General features: G+C 33.1%; 19 protein-coding genes. 5 read left to right on the top strand and 14 right to left on the bottom strand.

The genetic code is table 11. The annotated features are described in order from the left end of the window. Positions 1-11 precede the first annotated feature (11 nt). On the bottom strand, positions 12-1,121 hold the full coding sequence (locus tag AC1RO3_RS06255) for an NADH-dependent flavin oxidoreductase (RefSeq protein WP_481761767.1): 1,110 nt from the start codon (positions 1,119-1,121) through the stop codon (positions 12-14). 225 nt (positions 1,122-1,346) lie between these two features. Between AC1RO3_RS06255 and AC1RO3_RS06260 the strand changes: the two genes are divergently transcribed. Next, the gene (locus AC1RO3_RS06260; RefSeq protein WP_481761768.1) at positions 1,347-2,354 is read left to right on the top strand and encodes a DUF1002 domain-containing protein; all 1,008 of its coding nucleotides are present in this window, start codon (positions 1,347-1,349) and stop codon (positions 2,352-2,354) included. 254 nt (positions 2,355-2,608) lie between these two features. Beyond that, entirely contained in the window at positions 2,609-3,292 is a 684-nt protein-coding gene (locus AC1RO3_RS06265; RefSeq protein WP_481761769.1) for a metallophosphoesterase, read from the top strand. 78 nt (positions 3,293-3,370) lie between these two features. Here the strand turns inward: AC1RO3_RS06265 and AC1RO3_RS06270 are convergent, their stop codons facing one another. The 8 genes from AC1RO3_RS06270 to AC1RO3_RS06305 form a co-directional block, all read right to left on the bottom strand. Further along, positions 3,371-4,141: an ABC transporter permease gene (locus AC1RO3_RS06270; RefSeq protein WP_481761770.1), complete on the bottom strand. Its 771-nt coding sequence runs from the start codon at positions 4,139-4,141 to the stop codon at positions 3,371-3,373. Further along, complete coding sequence (locus tag AC1RO3_RS06275) at positions 4,141-5,037, bottom strand: ABC transporter ATP-binding protein (protein WP_481761806.1); 897 nt, start codon at positions 5,035-5,037, stop codon at positions 4,141-4,143. The genes AC1RO3_RS06270 and AC1RO3_RS06275 overlap by 1 nt, the downstream gene beginning before the upstream one ends. 145 nt (positions 5,038-5,182) lie before the next feature. Continuing rightward, a complete protein-coding gene (locus AC1RO3_RS06280; RefSeq protein ID WP_481761771.1) occupies positions 5,183-6,229 on the bottom strand; it encodes a hypothetical protein in 1,047 nt (348 codons plus the stop codon). Continuing rightward, positions 6,229-7,122, bottom strand: a complete 894-nt coding sequence (locus AC1RO3_RS06285; protein WP_481761772.1) for an ATP-binding cassette domain-containing protein — start codon at positions 7,120-7,122, stop codon at positions 6,229-6,231. Before AC1RO3_RS06285 ends, AC1RO3_RS06280 begins: the two co-directional genes overlap by 1 nt. A 2-nt stretch (positions 7,123-7,124) precedes the next feature. Then, on the bottom strand, positions 7,125-7,496 hold the full coding sequence (locus AC1RO3_RS06290) for a GntR family transcriptional regulator (RefSeq protein ID WP_481761773.1): 372 nt from the start codon (positions 7,494-7,496) through the stop codon (positions 7,125-7,127). A gap of 116 nt (positions 7,497-7,612) precedes the next feature. After that, the gene (locus AC1RO3_RS06295; RefSeq protein WP_481761774.1) at positions 7,613-9,205 is read right to left on the bottom strand and encodes a CTP synthase; all 1,593 of its coding nucleotides are present in this window, start codon (positions 9,203-9,205) and stop codon (positions 7,613-7,615) included. Positions 9,206-9,425: 220 nt separating this feature from the next. Then, positions 9,426-10,022, bottom strand: coding sequence for a DNA-directed RNA polymerase subunit delta (gene rpoE / locus AC1RO3_RS06300; protein ID WP_481761775.1), 597 nt, complete (start codon positions 10,020-10,022; stop codon positions 9,426-9,428). 44 nt (positions 10,023-10,066) lie between these two features. Beyond that, positions 10,067-10,507 carry a YwiB family protein gene (locus tag AC1RO3_RS06305; protein ID WP_481761776.1) on the bottom strand — a complete coding sequence of 147 codons (441 nt, stop codon included), beginning with the start codon at positions 10,505-10,507 and terminating at the stop codon, positions 10,067-10,069. Between the two features lie 168 nt (positions 10,508-10,675). Here AC1RO3_RS06305 and AC1RO3_RS06310 point away from each other — a divergent pair, with 168 nt between their 5' ends. Together AC1RO3_RS06310 and yidA are read left to right on the top strand one after the other, a co-directional pair. Then, the gene (locus AC1RO3_RS06310) at positions 10,676-12,043 is read left to right on the top strand and encodes an HD domain-containing protein (protein ID WP_481761777.1); all 1,368 of its coding nucleotides are present in this window, start codon (positions 10,676-10,678) and stop codon (positions 12,041-12,043) included. Further along, a complete protein-coding gene (gene yidA / locus AC1RO3_RS06315; RefSeq protein WP_409021948.1) occupies positions 12,033-12,848 on the top strand; it encodes a sugar-phosphatase in 816 nt (271 codons plus the stop codon). The genes AC1RO3_RS06310 and yidA overlap by 11 nt, the downstream gene beginning before the upstream one ends. 59 nt (positions 12,849-12,907) lie before the next feature. On the opposite strand, the gene AC1RO3_RS06320 is transcribed toward yidA, so the two are convergent. Both AC1RO3_RS06320 and AC1RO3_RS06325 read right to left on the bottom strand, forming a co-directional pair. Beyond that, positions 12,908-13,066 (bottom strand): hypothetical protein, encoded by a 159-nt coding sequence (locus AC1RO3_RS06320; protein ID WP_481761778.1) that lies wholly within the window; start codon positions 13,064-13,066, stop codon positions 12,908-12,910. Between the two features lie 17 nt (positions 13,067-13,083). After that, a complete protein-coding gene (locus AC1RO3_RS06325) occupies positions 13,084-13,440 on the bottom strand; it encodes a DUF3899 domain-containing protein (protein ID WP_481761779.1) in 357 nt (118 codons plus the stop codon). A gap of 144 nt (positions 13,441-13,584) precedes the next feature. Between AC1RO3_RS06325 and mscL the strand changes: the two genes are divergently transcribed. Beyond that, positions 13,585-14,034 carry a large conductance mechanosensitive channel protein MscL gene (mscL, locus tag AC1RO3_RS06330; protein WP_409021944.1) on the top strand — a complete coding sequence of 150 codons (450 nt, stop codon included), beginning with the start codon at positions 13,585-13,587 and terminating at the stop codon, positions 14,032-14,034. A gap of 729 nt (positions 14,035-14,763) precedes the next feature. Here mscL and AC1RO3_RS06335 read toward each other — a convergent pair. From AC1RO3_RS06335 to AC1RO3_RS06345, 3 genes are all read right to left on the bottom strand, one after another. Beyond that, on the bottom strand, positions 14,764-14,928 hold the full coding sequence (locus AC1RO3_RS06335) for a hypothetical protein (protein WP_481761780.1): 165 nt from the start codon (positions 14,926-14,928) through the stop codon (positions 14,764-14,766). 891 nt (positions 14,929-15,819) lie between these two features. Then, positions 15,820-16,335 carry a hypothetical protein gene (locus tag AC1RO3_RS06340; protein WP_481761781.1) on the bottom strand — a complete coding sequence of 172 codons (516 nt, stop codon included), beginning with the start codon at positions 16,333-16,335 and terminating at the stop codon, positions 15,820-15,822. Then, positions 16,332-16,970, bottom strand: coding sequence for an ATP-binding cassette domain-containing protein (locus AC1RO3_RS06345; RefSeq protein ID WP_481761782.1), 639 nt, complete (start codon positions 16,968-16,970; stop codon positions 16,332-16,334). The genes AC1RO3_RS06340 and AC1RO3_RS06345 overlap by 4 nt, the downstream gene beginning before the upstream one ends. Between the last annotated feature and the right edge of the window lie 8 nt (positions 16,971-16,978).

Below are 16,978 nucleotides of genomic sequence, written 5' to 3' on the forward strand. Positions count from 1 at the left end.
AGTTTTGTTTTTTAATCAACTAACCGCTCAGGCATCATATCTTTTAAAAATTCAACAGCACCATCGCTAACCATTAATTTTTCCCGATCATTTTTAGCTAAGGTTCTTTTTATAGTTTCTTCTTGTCCATTCAATAACTTTGATGTCCACTTAGGATCAATTAAGAGTGAACGACCAACGGCTACTAAATCAGCGTTAGCCAAAACACCATTAACATCTTCCCGAGTCCGAACATCTCCTACCCCGATTAATGGAACACGACCATTTATCTTTTCTTGGACATAATCCATTCTTGATTTTTCATTGAAATTTATATTTCTCGAAACACTATTATACTTACCTAATGAGATATGTAGATAATCTAATTTTTTATCAGCAAGTTTATCAATCAAAATCATTGAATCTTCCATACTAATACCTGGCTTTTCATATTCTTCAGGCGAAAAGCGGTAACCAACAATAAAATCTTTTACACCTGATTGATCAACACTCTCAATAACACCATCAACTACATCATTAATGAATTTAAATCGCTTATCAAGCGTGCCACCCCAAGCATCATGACGTCTATTTGAGTGTGGTGAAAAAAATTGTTGTAGTAAATACGTATTCGCACCATGCAGTTCAACGCCATCAAATCCCGCTTTAATTGCTCGTTTTGTTGCTGATTTAAAGGATTCAATCAACTCTAAAATTTCAGTTTCTGACAATGCTTTAGGAATTTCTGCGTCTGGTCTTTCTGCCGCAACAGCACTGGCTGAAACTGGTAATTGTCCTCTAAGTACCGTTGAATTTGTCATACGACCCGCATGGAAAATTTGTAAAATAGCTTTAGTCCCATTCTTTTTGATTGCCGATGCCAATCTCGTTAGCCCGGGAATAAACTTATCATCATAGATGGCAAGTGAGCCTTCCCAACCTTTTCCATTTGCTTGGACACTGGTAGCTGCCGTAATAACAGCCCCAACTTCGCCTGAATGTAGTGCATAATAATCTGATTCATCATGTGTAACAACTTCATCATAGTAGCTCATCTTAACGGTCATTGGCGCCATTAAGATTCTATTTTTCAATTCCAATCCCCGCCTGAATCTAAAGGTATCCGTCATCTTTTTTGTCATCGTTATTCTCCCATTCAGTCGTTAGTTTTATTTAAATTAGTCATACCATACTACTCAAAATTATGTTGCTAGATTAAATGATGCGCTCATTGTCTCACTTACAAAGAAATCTCTCAATGATGATAAATCTTAATTTTTTCTATTATTCAAACTCAATTATTATGATTCCTTCATCAGATAGGTATAATAAAATTAAAATACATGCTATTTAAGGAGCAAACCATTATGAAATTCAGACAATTAATTTATACAGTAACTCTTACAACATTAGCTGTCTTGAGTCTAGGATCTGTTGCCTCTGCTGCAACTAATGATTCAAGCTCAGCTTCATCAACATCGGGCACAACAACTGACTGGTCAAATCCAGTTGTCACATTAGGAACAAGTTTAACAGATTCACAAAAATCAGGAACACTTTCAACTTTAACAGCTAGCTTAAACGGTAGTTCTTCATATTCGACATTACCCGTAAATGGCGCAACTTTAGTTAAATATCTCAATAGTTCTGGTGGCTCATTTACATCAACTTCAGGTGTCTGGTCATCTGCTATGGTTCAAAAAACGAGCAGTGGTTCTGGTATCAACGTTGAAATTTTAGACTACAATGGTAAAAATAACATCACCACAATTACAGAAAACCAATATAAAAACGCCGCATTAACAGCTGGTGTAACTGATGCCAATATCTATGTCACTTCTGCTACACCAATAGATGGATCAGGTGCTTTAGCTGGTGTTTATGCAGCCTTCGCTACAAACGGGGACGCTCTAAATACAAAACAAGTCACTGCCGCACAAAATGAAATGTCGACTTTAAGTGACATTACACAAGCCAATAAAAGCAAAGATGGGTATACTGATTCACAATTGAATAACGCTGTAGCCGGTGCTAAAAATGATATGGCTAAAGAAGGTAGTTCTATTACAAATAATCAAATTACTACTATTGTAAATAACCAAATCACAAATAATAACTTAACAAATGTCATTACTGATAATCAAAAACAAGATATTATTGCCGTGTTAATCAAGATTCGTGATTCAGGTGCTTTAGATTCATCAAATTTCAAATCACAAGCAAGTAAAGTTGCAACAAATATTCAAGATGGTGCTAAAGATATTTTCAGCAAATTAGACACAGCTGAAAATCGAAACTTCCTACAAAAAATTTGGGACGCAATTGTTTCATTTTTTAACGCTATCTGGTCAGCTATTAGTTCTTGGATTTCATAAATAAAACTAACCATATAGGTTTTAAGAAGAACTTACAGTTTTAGACTAAAAATCTTACTGTAGGTTTTTTTAGTTAACTAATCAAACGGAGGCATGATACTATCACGAAGAAAAAAATATTAAGTGTCATTTTCATCCTATTAATAGTAAGTGCCGCATGTACCTTTTACGCATTTAAAATAGAGCCTTACCGCGTTGTCGTTAAAAATATTGCTTTAAATAAGGCAGATACTACTAAAAAGAAACTTAAAATTGTGCAAATTAGTGATGTCGAAATAGCAGATGATTATACACCTGAAAATTTCGGAAAAATTGTTAATAAAATCAATCAAGAAAAACCAGATTTGGTCTTATTTACAGGTGATTTATTCAGCAATTACAATCAATACCATCCCGTAACAGCTATTGTTCAAAAACTAAGTGAAATTAAATCAACCTATGGAAAATACGCAGTATATGGAAATAAAGATTACGGTGGCGGTGCAGCCAGAGTTTACACTACTGTAATGAATCAAGGTGGTTTTACTGTCCTTAAAAATAGTTCAACGACTATCAATGTAGGTGGAAATTCATCCATTTGGTTGGGTGGTGTAGATGACTCTCAATTAGGTATCCCCGATGTCCAAACGACAGTAGCTCCTGATAAATCCAATTCAACGTACCATATTTTAATGGCTCATGAACCTAGTTTGTCAAATGGTTCATTTAATACCGTCGATTTAATTTTAAGTGGTCACACACATGGTGGCCAAATTCGTATTCCTTTCACTAATAAAGGATTATTATCTGATCATGACGGAGATGGTGGCTACTCTAGTGGCCTTTATACACTAAAGAACAATACAAAATTATATGTTAATAGTGGTATTGGAACATCTCGAATCTCAGCTCGATTCCTAGTACCTCCACAGATTGCAGTATTTGACTTGTATCTTTAGTAATAGTCATTTTAAGCTACTCATAATTATTGGACAAAAAAAGTGTATCGTCAAAAATTAATTGACGATACACTTTTTTTAAACATTTTTACGTTTGAAAACAAAATAACCTAAAAATAAAAATAGTGCCGTATAAGCTAGATTACCTATAATCAATTCGTTATTCGTTAATTGAGTTAGTTTTTCAAACTCCTGTCCGTCTGCCCACTGATTACTTAAATTCATCATATTAAGTGGATTCCATTTAATCCAATCCCATTTAGCAATAGCTAACATTTGGATTCCTGATAAAATAGATGTTAAGAAATAAAAAACAATACCAGCTGCAATCGAAGCACCTGAACTACTAAAGATACTAGCCAATAATAATACCAAACTTAAAATCAACCAGGTACTAATAAAATTCCCCACTAACGTTGTTATTAAAGACATAACAATCGTTTGGTTATCTATTTTATCTGACAAGGATACCATTGGTAAAAGCACTAATTTAGCTATAATTGAAGCCACGAATATTAAAACATTCAAATAAATCGAATAGATTAATATTGTAAGCCATTTACTAGCTAAAACAGCTCCACGTGAATATTTCCGATAAAGCAAATCCTTAATTGTACCAAACTGTGTTTCCATAGCAATAATAACACTTGCTGACGCAATTAAAATGAAAATAATTAATTGAATAGATCCAAATCCACTTTGTACCATGCTTGCTGGATCGAAAATCGAACTATATATTTTTGTTAAAAGTGCTACCCCAAAAATAAAAACAAGTAATATCGCTGATATAATCGCTGTAGATTTCTTTTTACCTAACTTAAATAATTCTTGTTTAACTAAAGTTAACATTAAGCCTTACCTCCGTCATTACTATCTAATAAATTCAATAGTGATTCTTCCATATCATGTTCTTGATGACGTACATCATTTATTTGAATTTTATTATCGTAGAGCACTTGGATAATATTTGCTAAAGTATCTTGTTCGTCTACCTTTACTTTAACTGTTTGATCAACTGCCAATTCATAATTAGCGGCCTTTAAAAGAACTTTAGCTTGCTCGTTTGACGTCGTCTCTAGTAAAACATATCGCTTACTACTATCACTTAATTCAGTAGTAGACATTGCTTTCATTATTTTACCTTCATTTAAAATAATAAAGTGATCAACAATTTTCTCTAATTCACCTAAAATATGACTTGAAATCAAGAACGCTGTCCCGCGTTTAGATAACTTTAAAACAAGTTCGCGGACATCACGTGTTGCTTGAGGATCTAATCCGTTCATAGGTTCATCTAAAATAATTAATCTTGGTCTATTTAATAAAGCTAATGCAATTCCTAATTTTTGCTTCATTCCTAATGAATATGATTTAGCTTTACGATTAATGTAATCTGTCATATGCAAATCAGCAACAATTTCATCTAATTCTTCTTTGGTATTGATTTCAGAGAATAATTTTAAATGATCATAGCCACTTAAAAATGGATAGATACCAGGATATTCAATTAAGGCACCAACTTCTTCTAACCCTTGATGGCTAGTTGTTGATACAATTTTACCGTCAATTGTTATTTCTCCAGTTTGGTAATTTGATAATCCAAGAATTGATTTCATGATGGTTGTTTTACCAGCGCCATTAGCACCAACAAGCCCAACAATCTCACCTTCTGCGATTGTAAAATTAATACCTTTGAGGACTACCTTTTTACCGAAACTTTTAGTTAAATTGTTTATTGTTAACATTTCTTTCAAATTGAATCCCTCCCAATAATTGCTTTTACATTCCTATAAACAGTAGTTTAGCACAATTCCCTTTTATTACATACTAACAAGTCTGTAAGGTCAAAATGGCTACCTATTCTTAGAGAAATAGGTAGCCATTTTACTTTTATTTTTTATTTTTCGAAAAAATACGTTGCAATTTTTGACTAATATTTTGTGGACGATAAATAACAATATAAGCAACAATGACTGTAATACAGCCGCTTATCAAGCCATATCCTATTTTTTCCCCAATTGTATCATAATTAACTACAGCCATTAAAATAGCTATATAAGCCGTTGTAAAAATGAGTAGTGGTAGTTTTAAATAATCGAATTGTAAATAAGGACTATCCTGTTCTAATGATAATTTGTTGAAATAATGAACTGCCATCACTATCATCAATAACCCAGCAATCAAGTATATAAATCCTAGTACAAGATAATAAGTATTAGACATGTCTTGCGTTTGATCAAAAATGAATCCTTCAAAGTAAGCAAACCATATCAAGGCCGAGCCAGTGAATCCCAACGCAGTGACGACAGATGCTACAACCCGACGAACTAAAACACCTACCACAAGGCCAACACTGTATAGCGCAATCAATTGACTACTATCTAAGAATAAATGTATCATTCTATCTGATATAAAATTTGGATTACTTACTGAGATAGCTACATCAGCAACAAATGTTGTTATAATTGAACCTACAATAAAAGTAAGTAAGGCAGGTAGTAACATTAGACCAATTTTTTTTAAGAAAATGCGTTTTCTAGAAAATGAGCTTGAAAATATAAATTCATTAAATTTAGTTTGCATATCATACATATTAGTAAATATCCCTAATAAGATAGCACCCAGACTAAAAATAACTAGTGCTGTTTTTGCATTTTGAAATGTACCATCATGAATACTTACATCTTTTATTTTAATATTATTTTTTTCATATGTTGCTCTGCTAACTGAACCTATTTTACGATGATCCGCTTTTGCCGAATCTTTTTCACTTTGAACAAACTCTGTATAAGTAAGATTGGCCGCGTCTATTCCCGTAGTGTCAACCGAATTATGTAGTGTAAACCCCATAACAACCACAATAAGTGCAACAAGTGATAAAACAATCCACTTATATCTCTGCCAAATAATCTGATTCAATCTTCTATTAACTGTCACTACTTCCCACCTCCGGTATTTTCTTTAGCCGAAAGACTTGCTCGGAATAAATCTTCCAACGTTAACGGTAATTCTTCGAATAATGCCGGATCTTCAGCTTCAATTTGAGCTTCAATTTCATCTGAATAGTGTTCAAATAAAACAGTGACGACACGACCTTGAATACTCATTGCTCGGCTATTTTCTTTAATGAAAGCTGGAATTTCTTTTGATTTAAACACCAATTGAACTTTTCGTGATTCTGAACGCGTGTCTTCCAAACGATAATCACTCACAATATGTCCATCTTTTAAAACCATTGCGCGATCGATTAATCGATCTAATTCTTCTAAATTATGTGAAGAAATAAGTACACTTCGCTGGTCTTCAGCAACGGCATCAATAATAATTTGGAAAACTTGTTTACGGACAATTACATCTAACCCGTCCAGTGGTTCATCTAAAATAACATATGGTGCACCAGTGGAAAAGGCCAAAATAATATTAAATAATCCTTGCATCCCTTTAGAAAATTGACGATATTTTGTTTGTTTAGGTAGGTTGTATTCTGTGACCCAATTATCATATTTTTGACGATCAAACGTTTGATAAGCGAGTTCATAGAATTCGACAATCTTATCTATTGTGTAGCTGTCTAAAAAATTATTCTGTGTATCTAAATAAAAGAGTTTTTCCTTCAATGATGAATCTTCTTTCATCCATTGATCATCAATTAAAATATCACCTTGATCTGGTATGTATTGGCCTGAAATTGATCTGAATAAGGTTGTTTTACCAACTCCATTACGACCAATTAGACCCACTATTTCCCCTGGGACTAAAGACATATTAATATCATTAAGTATCTCTTTGTCACTAATTTTCTCTGATAAACCTTTAATTTCAAATCCCATTCTTAGTCCTCCTTTTCAAAATACGACTTAACCCAACCCTGAATCTCATCTTCTTGGACACCGAGATAGGTCACTTCTTTAATCGTATCTAACAATGCCTCACGATTTTTTTGGATTTGTCGTTCATCGCGATTGCTCTCATTATTGGCTTTGACATATGTCCCTCGACCTTTAACTGTCACGATTACATCCTGTGATTCTAAAACTTTATACGCTTTACTAACCGTATTTGGATTCATTTCATGAATTTTAGCCATTTCTCTAACTGACGGCAACTTGTCTTCTGTCTGCAAAATTCCTTTAAAAATATCTTCTTTTATACCTGATATCAATTGTTCATAAAACGGTTTACTACTCGTCTTATTAATTTGCAATTATCTCACCTCATCCATGTGTACTATAATACATAGTACACATATTAAATACAACCCTTTTAGACATAAAAAAAGAGATAATAACAAATTGTTATTATCTCTTTCAATTACATTTATTAAACTGTAGCGTTCACAAAGGCTTGGAATAAACCTTCTGGACGTTGTGGTCTTGATAAAAATTCTGGATGGTATTGAGCTGCCACAAAGAATTTATTTTCAGGAATTTCAACAACTTCAACTAAACGATTATCTGGAGATGTTCCAGCAAAAACCAATCCTTTATCAGCAAGTTGTTCACGGTATTCGTTATTAAATTCATAACGATGACGGTGACGTTCTTGGATAACTTCTTGATTATCATAAGCTGCAGCTGCTACCGTTCCTGGTTTTAATTTACATGGATATAAACCAAGACGTTGTGTTCCACCCATATCTTCAACATCTTCTTGATCTGTCATCAAGTCGATAATGTTATGTGGTGTTTCTGGAACAGCTTCAGTTGAATGTGCGCCTTGGAGCCCAACAACGTTACGTGCAAATTCAATACATGCCATTTGCATACCAAGACAAACACCTAAGAATGGAACATTATTTTCACGCGCATATTGAATTGAAAGAATCATCCCTTCAAGTCCACGATTACCGAATCCTCCTGGAACGATGATTCCATCAGCATCTTGCAACGTTTCAACAATATTACTTTCATCTAATTTTTCTGCATCAACCATTGTGATTTTAACATCAGCATCAACAGTGTATCCAGCATGTTTCAATGCTTCGGCAACAGAAATATAAGCATCTGGCAATTTAACATATTTACCAACCAACGCAATATTGATTGTTTTCTTCAAATTTAAAACTTGTGTTTCAAGTTTTTGCCATTCAGTCATATCTGCTTCTGGTGTTGTTAATTTCAAATGATCAACAACGATTTGGTCCATTTTTTGTTTTTGTAACGCTAAAGGAATCGTATATAATGTATCAACATCCATTGATTCAATAACGGCTTCTGGTTCAACATCACAGAAATTAGCTAATTTATTACGCATATCTTGCGAGATATGTTCTTCAGTCCGAACAACCAACATATCTGGTTGAATACCCAATCCGCGTAATTCTTTAACACTATGTTGTGTAGGTTTCGTTTTCATTTCACCTGCAGCTTTTAGGTAAGGAATCAATGTTGTATGAATATAAATAACATTATCTGAACCGACATCAGCTTTCATTTGACGTAATGCTTCAAGGAAAGGCAATGATTCAATATCACCAACAGTTCCACCTATTTCAGTAATTACAACATCAGAATCCGTTGTTGTTCCAGCACGCATAATTTTTTCTTTAATTGTATTTGTAATATGTGGTATAACTTGAACTGTGGCACCCAAATAATCACCACGACGTTCTTTTTGTAAAACTTCTGAATAAATTTTACCAGTCGTTACGTTTGAATATTGATTTAAGTTAATATCAATAAAACGTTCATAATGACCAAGATCTAAATCAGTCTCTGTACCATCATCAGTTACGAAAACTTCCCCATGTTGATAGGGACTCATTGTTCCTGGATCCACATTGATATAAGGATCAAACTTTTGAATAGTAACTTTCAAGCCTCTATTCTTTAATAAACGGCCAAGAGATGCTGCAACAATCCCTTTACCAATTGACGAAACAACGCCACCTGTAACAAATATATATTTGGTCATTATAAATCTCCTTTGGGTTAATTTTTGTGGGGATTCTGTGTTTGTGGCCTGATAGTTATTGTTCATTATGTCTATAAAAAACAACAAGCCCCCTAAGCCGAGTAGAATAATCTAATCAGTGTAGGGAGCTTGTATCAACCGTGCGTTTGTCCTCGCAAGAAATACCTGCGAGGCGCCCAAAAAATATATTACAGGGTTTTGACGAAATCGTCAAGTCCTTTTAATTATTTTCCTCGTCGTCTTCTGCATCTTCATCGGATATTTCAGATAATTGATCTTCAATACCTTCTGGTAATTCTTCTTCATCATCAGAATTACTATCAGCTATTTCATCTAAATCTTTATCATAACCTTTAATTTCTGTATCTTCATCATCATCTTCGTCGTCATCTTCATAAGTTGCATCTAAATCGTCGTCCTCAGGATCATCATCATTGTAATCAATAACGTCATCATCATCAGCGGCATCTGCTAAGAAAGCATTAACTTTCTTACGTTTTTTACGTTTAGGACGATCTTCATCGTCTTCATCTTCTACATGAGCAACAGCTTCATCGATTGAATCGAAGGGATACCATGAACGTAATCCCCATAAGTTCTCTCCAAGTGAAATGAAGCTACCATCAGCATTTAAATCTGTGTAAAATTGTGATAAGCGATCTCTCACTTCTAAATCATTTTTACCAAGATATGTTTGGATTTCATTAGTTAAGTCAGCAAAACCCATGACGTCACCATGTTGCGATAAGATTGCGTGAGCAACCTCGATCATTGATAACTCGTCTTTGTTTTGGCCATCGAATTGTTTAAGCTCCAACTAGCACACGTCCTTTCCAAAAGTCTACTCTTAATCATACATTTTTATGCCGTAAATTGCAATCGTATATTATAGTCTCCCAACAATTCACCGCTTGTTGTTAAGCGATAATCAATATCAAGTGATCCCGAAATTGGTTGGCTATTTAACTGACTTTTTAATTGCGTTGTTTCAATTTCAATTGGAATACGACCATACGCTGTTTTATAAACCCCATTAATTTTTTTTTGCGCTAAAAAAATTAATTTTGTGCGTATATCATCTGTTTCTCGAGTTAATTGAATTTCACCATCATCTTGCAATTTAAAGGTAACTGGATTTTTTTTACCAGACTCTGCGTCTTCTTCTTTATATCTGATATACATCCCATCGCCTAAACGAACGAGTTGTCCCGTTGTTTCGATGACATAGCGTTCAACTTCGCCTTCTTGTGTTTTAATTGTTTCCAAATGGATCGCAATTTGTTTATCTAACGTGATTGCCATACAACTTAATTCCTCCATTCACCTTATCGTTTCACTGTATTATAACTTAGATTTAAATGAATGTCGTTACCTATAATCATCATTATGTCATGACTAAATTACGAATGTTCGTTATAATAGAAGTATTACGAACTTATTTACTATCTAAATTTTCGAGGAGGGATTCTATTGCTCGAACAATCGCCGTTACTTGCTAGAGAAAAAGTGTTACGTGATCCTATTCACGATTACATTTATGTGCAACATCAAGTTATTTTAGATTTAATTAATACTAAAGAATTCCAACGTTTACGCCGAATTAAACAGCTCGGTACAACTTCATTAACTTTTCATGGAGCGGAACATTCACGTTTCACCCATTCCGTGGGTGTTTATGAAATCACACGTCGAATCTGCGATAATTTCCAACGAAATTATCCAAGCAAAGAAGCTGGCGACGGTTTATGGGACGACTCCGAAAAATTAGTGGCGTTATGCGCTGCTCTTTTACACGATATCGGCCATGGTCCATACTCACATACTTTCGAGCACATTTTCAAAACGGACCACGAAGCTATCACTGCTCAAATTTTAACTGATCCATCAACTGAGATTAATCAAGTTTTAGCAAAAGTTTCTGCTGATTTCCCAGAAAAAGTGGCAAGTGTTATTCAAAAAACGTACCCTAATCCACAAGTTGTCCAATTGATTTCGAGTCAAATAGACGCTGATCGAATGGATTACTTATTACGTGATTCTTACTACACTGGTACAAATTATGGTACATTTGACTTAACTCGGATTTTACGTGTGATGCGTCCTTATAAAGGCGGGATTGCATTTGATATCAATGGGATGCATGCCGTTGAAGATTATATTGTCAGCCGATTCCAAATGTACGTCCAAGTTTATTTCCATCCTATTTCTAGATCAATGGAAGTTATTTTAAGTCATTTATTAAATCGGGCTAAATACCTATACGAAAATAATCGCTTAAGTGCCGAGGATTCACCAAAATTATTGATTCCACTTTTTAAAAATGAATTTTCATTAGATGATTATTTACAATTAGATGACGGTGTTTTAACCACTTACTTCACGGAATGGCGTCAAAATACTGATAATATCTTAAGTGACTTAGCTGTCCGTTTCCTGGATCGCAAACCATTTAAATCAATCAAATTTGATGAAGAGACTGTTGATTTATTACCTACTCTAGAACGTCTTATTGAATCAGCTGGCTTTCAACCTGACTACTATACGGCAGAAAATGACAGTTACGACTTACCTTATGATGCCTATGATCCAACCAAAGATAAGCCGCGCACCCAAATCGAATTAGCTCAAGAAGATGGTTCACTTGTTGAATTATCTAGCGTCAGTGACCTCGTTGCTTCTATTACTGGTAAAGTATCAGGCGACCGTCGTTTCTTCTTCCCAAGAGAATTAGTAAAATCAGAGAACGATTTATTCACTGACATTTATACACAATTTAGAACTTATCTTAATAATGATACTTTAATCAACCCAAAGGAGAATACACAACATGACAATTAAATTAATCGCAATCGATATTGACGGTACTCTCGTTAATGATAAAAAAGAAATCGCCCCAGAAACTATTACTACTATTAAAGCTGCTAAAGCTGCTGGCATCAAAGTTGTCCTTTGTACCGGACGTCCTTTAACAGGCGTTACAAAATACTTAGAAAAACTCGGTTTAACATCAGATGATGATTTTGTTATTACTTTTAACGGTGCTTTAGTTCAAGTTTCAGGCTCTGGTGAAGTTTTAATTCATCATACGTTAGATATTAATGATTACAACATAATCGAAGAAACAAGTCGTGAATTAAACGTCCATGTTCATGCTGAAGATCAAGCATTAATGTATACACCTAATGCTGATATCAGTGAATATTCTGTGGCAGAGTCATTCTTAGTTCAAATGCCTATTCGTTTCCGAAAACCTGAAGAAATGGACAAGAATATCGTCATTTCGAAAATGATGTATATTGATTATCCTGAAGTTATTACACGTGTCGTTAAGGAATTACCCGCAAAAATTACCGATAATTATTACTACGTTCAAAGTGAACCTTACTTTTTAGAACTCCTAAACAAAAATGCCAGCAAGGGAAATGCCGTTATGTCCTTGGCTGATAAATTAGGTTTCACCAAAGACGAGGTTATGGCACTTGGTGATCAAGGTAATGATTTATCAATGATCCAAGCAGCAGGTCTAGGTGTTGCCATGGGTAACGCCATTCAAGAAGTTAAAGATAATGCTCAAGCAGTAACTGCTACTAACGTTGAGTTAGGTGTTGCTAAAGCAATCCAAAAATATGCATTAGCTGATTAAATAAATTAAAAACGGACCTAACTTTGAATAATCAAAGTTAGGTCCGTTTTTTTGGCGAATTATCTTCTAAACAACAATCGCATAAATTCTCTAAAAGATAACTTTGATTGCTTAAATTGTTTATATAATGATCCAGCATTTTCTGCAAATCCACCATCTACAAAGTATGCTCCTACAGCAAAACACAAAACGATGATAATACCCAAAAAAATATTCATGACATCATCTCCCTAGTTTAAATAGTCACTAATACAGCAATCAAAATCAATAATGCACCAACAATAAAACAACTACGCATCAATGGTGATATTTTAAGCGGACGATTTTTTTTACTTCCTACACTTTTAACATCAATTTTACGTTCATTATAATCTTCTTTAGATTCACCTTTATCTCGTCGTTTAAACCAGCCAGCGAATAGTTGTGCTTGGCTCAAAATTAATATAATGCCGACTAGAATTAATATAATGCCAATATAAAAATATACATTAGATAAAGAAAAACTATCCCCTCCAACACGGATCCAGATAATCGCAGTAATGATTGCCAGTACACTTAATAAAAATGTGACATTCCTTTTAGCCTGTTTCATGATAGTTAGTTCCTCGCTCGCTTTTAATTTGTGCTTTGATTATATCATTCAAACCTATTAACTCACAATTTTCAGTTCACTTATCCTATAAAATCCGTTATACTTTAAGATACAGTTAACCAAATTAAAGGAGACTCATCAAACATGTTAAAAGAATTTAGAGATTTTATCACTCGCGGAAATGTGATGGATTTGGCAGTCGCTGTTATTATTGGTGGTGCATTTACAACAATCGTTAAGTCTTTCACAACTAACATCATTGGTCCTATCATTGCACTTGTCGTCGGTAAAGTTGACTTGTCAGGGATCGTTCTCACAATTGGTGATACAACTTTCAAAATCGGACAATTTTTAGACGATGTCATTAACTTTATAATCGTAGCCTTTGTTATCTTTATGTTGCTTAAAGGAATCACAGCACTTAGAAATGCAACAAGTAGATCTAATGATAAGGAAGAAGAATCTTCAGAAACGACATTAACACCTACAGAAGAATATTTAAAAGATATCCGTAACTTACTAGCTGAAAGAGATAGTGACTTACCTCGAGAAGCATCAAAAAAAATTGAAGAAAAAATTGCAAAAGAAGACTAAATAATAATTAATAAAAACTTGATTCTGATTTTTAATCGGAATCAAGTTTTTTTATTTTACTTATATTTTATCTTTTTTACATCACATTTTCTTCACAACTACTTGTTATGATAACTTCATACCTTAATTAATAACTTTTAAATTTTAATTTATTTCCCCGAATAAATTAATTTAACTCATAACTAATTTCTCCCCTGAAATTAATTATCTCTACTCCCTTTTTCCGTCAGTCTCCCCGGACTGACGGTTTTTTTATACCCTTAAAATTAAAGTGTATCGACTATAAAATCATAATATTCAAGCGTTATAATCTGTAGTAATAAATAACAATCTAAGATTATTTTGGTCCCCCTTTTTAACATTACGAGTACTGTCTCTAATTAAATATACGTTTGAAGTCTAAGTTTAATGCCCAACCTAATTGGTTATATTCTCAGATTAGACACAAGACTATTCTGAGAATCGATTAGCTCTATAATAAATTAAAAAGAGAAGTCTCCAGATTGATTTCTGATTACTTCTCTTTTTAATTAGTTTTTATTCTATTTTTTTAACTTTTTTTCTAGTTCTAATATCTTTTTTGTTGTTAATTCATTAAGTTTAGCAGAACTAATTATTACTTTTCGTCTAGCTTTCTTATATTTATATAAACATACACATAAGTAAATGTAGAAAGCAATCCAAATACAAAATAATACTAAAGGCATAACAAGATAAACTAGATCATAACTATTCATTATTTTTCCCTTCTAATCTACTTATTTGTTCTTGTTGCTTCTTTTCCACATCATTAAGTTCGGTAATTTCTTTTTTATATTTCCGCATTTTTAAAATCATAAATACAAGCGTACCAATTAATAAAAATATTAATACTTTTATCTCAAATTCTATCATATTCTTCTCCTTCTATATTATTAAGGAACCTACAAAGACTATGAAAATAGTAACTAAAGTTACCCCAAGTTCTGCCCCAACACTAGTTACTGTACTAGACGTACTAAAAGCCATAGATATTTTGGGTAACTCTCCTGCATAATCAAAGTCAGGCTCTCTAAATTTTTTAATATAATATTATAATCTTGTACCGGATATGGATCACTCCCTATTCAATTAGACTCTTCATAAAGTATCTTAATTCCATAAATTATTTCACCTTTAATTAATTGACTAATTATTCAACCCTTATTCAATCAAAATATTATAGAATAGACTTGATAGGTTACAAACAATTCAAATGAATCTTTAATTTTCATTTACCTTCTGCTAGCCTTAAACAGTCTTATAAGTTATAATTTAACAATTCTTGAGCTAAAAGAACCATAGCAACACTTTCTTAAACTATATTTACTACCTTTTAATATACACTTTATCAATTTTAAAGGGTAGTAGAAAAGTTGTATTTAATAATCAGCTCAAATAGTGCTTTATTCTAAGAAAATCTTTATGTAAAAACTACTAAAATATTATATATCCTATACTTTCACCCCACAAAAAAAGTAATCATATTTTATCCTTTTTACGTCACATTTTCTTCACAACTACTTGTTATGATAACTTCATACCTTAATTAATAACTTTTAAATTTTAATTTATTTCCCCGAATAAATTAATCTAACTCATAACTAATTTCTCCCCTGAAATTAATTATCTCTACTCCCTTTTTCCGTCAGTCTCCCCGGACTGACGGTTTTTTATGTTGAATTTGAATACTTTAAGAATAGTAAAAAACAGCCCTAGCATTACCTGCCGGGACTGTCTAAATTAATTTAATTTACCTAGTGATATTCACTTAAAATCACTTTGATAGATATATTTTATATTAGTACCTGGTTTGGACGAAGTTAAAAACACTAAATTAAAAGAACGATTACCAGAGCCTTTTCTAATAATTGCTTTTAAAGTCTTATGATTTATCCCGACATGCAGCGAAGAATCAGATTCACCTTTTTCATTAAGCATATCAGATTGGGTCACATCATAAGAACTATTCATAACAAATAGCCCTCCGAGTGGAAAGTCACCATCTTTTTTTGATTCAATATCGACATCAATACTGTCATTGTAGTAAGCTTCGTCTGAGTCTTTAGTGACGTGATGCTTGATTTTAGTAAATACAAATTTTTCATTTACTATTTTTTGATGATTAGATGTTACAAACACATTCTTAATTTGACTGTTTTTATATTGTTCGGTTACTGCTGCATGAGCATTCCATAACCATACAGCGCTTGCTAGTAAGCAGATGCCTCCCAAAATAAGTAATCCTCTCTGACTTAGTTTCCACGAATTTTTATTTTTCATTTTAGAATAACTCTACCTTCTGAAATGTGAATGATTTTATCACTCACTTCGTTTAAGAAAACACTATCATGATTAGAAATAAGGATTGTTTTCCCTGCTGCTTTTTGATCGATAATTAACTGACGCAAAAAGTCTTTTCCACTATCGTCTAGTGCATTACTAGGTTCATCTAATATTAAAATAGGTGCATCATTGATTAAACAACAAGCAATTGAGGCCCTTTTCTTCATTCCTAATGAATAGTGTTTAATCGCACGCTTATCATTAGGATCTAGTCCAACATAAGTTACCATTTCGTTCAATTCATTCTTAGTCATTTTATGACTATTTAGTTGATTAATTAAGTCCAAGTTTTTAAGAACTGAAAAATCTTCTAACATACCAATACTATCCATAGAAAAAGCAATGCTGCTTGAAAAAAGTTCATCTACTCTGATATATTTTCCATTAACCCAAACTTCACCTTCAGTAGGCTTTACAAACCCAATAATCGTATTAAATATCATGGATTTCCCAGCACCATTTGGCCCACTGAATCCACAAACGATTCCTTCTTCAATTGATAAATTGATATCTACTAAAATATCTTTTTGCTTAATTCTTTTGGAAATGTTTTTCAACTCTATTATTTTCATTTTTACAC

Source organism: Dellaglioa sp. CoH-57-MRSF-19, assembly GCF_056781975.1.

Excerpts from the sequence above, each read along its gene's own strand:
- mscL (WP_409021944.1), top strand. The coding sequence starts at position 13,585 with ATGTTAAAAGAATTTAGAGATTTTATCACTCGCGGAAATGTGATGGAT.
- AC1RO3_RS06305 (WP_481761776.1), bottom strand. The coding sequence starts at position 10,507 with ATGGCAATCACGTTAGATAAACAAATTGCGATCCATTTGGAAACAATT.
- AC1RO3_RS06255 (WP_481761767.1), bottom strand. The coding sequence starts at position 1,121 with ATGACAAAAAAGATGACGGATACCTTTAGATTCAGGCGGGGATTGGAA.
- AC1RO3_RS06270 (WP_481761770.1), bottom strand. The coding sequence starts at position 4,141 with ATGTTAACTTTAGTTAAACAAGAATTATTTAAGTTAGGTAAAAAGAAA.
- AC1RO3_RS06275 (WP_481761806.1), bottom strand. The coding sequence starts at position 5,037 with ATGTTAACAATAAACAATTTAACTAAAAGTTTCGGTAAAAAGGTAGTC.
- AC1RO3_RS06325 (WP_481761779.1), bottom strand. The coding sequence starts at position 13,440 with ATGAAACAGGCTAAAAGGAATGTCACATTTTTATTAAGTGTACTGGCA.
- AC1RO3_RS06340 (WP_481761781.1), bottom strand. The coding sequence starts at position 16,335 with ATGAAAAATAAAAATTCGTGGAAACTAAGTCAGAGAGGATTACTTATT.
- AC1RO3_RS06285 (WP_481761772.1), bottom strand. The coding sequence starts at position 7,122 with ATGGGATTTGAAATTAAAGGTTTATCAGAGAAAATTAGTGACAAAGAG.
- AC1RO3_RS06320 (WP_481761778.1), bottom strand. The coding sequence starts at position 13,066 with ATGAATATTTTTTTGGGTATTATCATCGTTTTGTGTTTTGCTGTAGGA.
- AC1RO3_RS06295 (WP_481761774.1), bottom strand. The coding sequence starts at position 9,205 with ATGACCAAATATATATTTGTTACAGGTGGCGTTGTTTCGTCAATTGGT.
- AC1RO3_RS06345 (WP_481761782.1), bottom strand. The coding sequence starts at position 16,970 with ATGAAAATAATAGAGTTGAAAAACATTTCCAAAAGAATTAAGCAAAAA.
- AC1RO3_RS06335 (WP_481761780.1), bottom strand. The coding sequence starts at position 14,928 with ATGATAGAATTTGAGATAAAAGTATTAATATTTTTATTAATTGGTACG.
- yidA (WP_409021948.1), top strand. The coding sequence starts at position 12,033 with ATGACAATTAAATTAATCGCAATCGATATTGACGGTACTCTCGTTAAT.
- AC1RO3_RS06260 (WP_481761768.1), top strand. The coding sequence starts at position 1,347 with ATGAAATTCAGACAATTAATTTATACAGTAACTCTTACAACATTAGCT.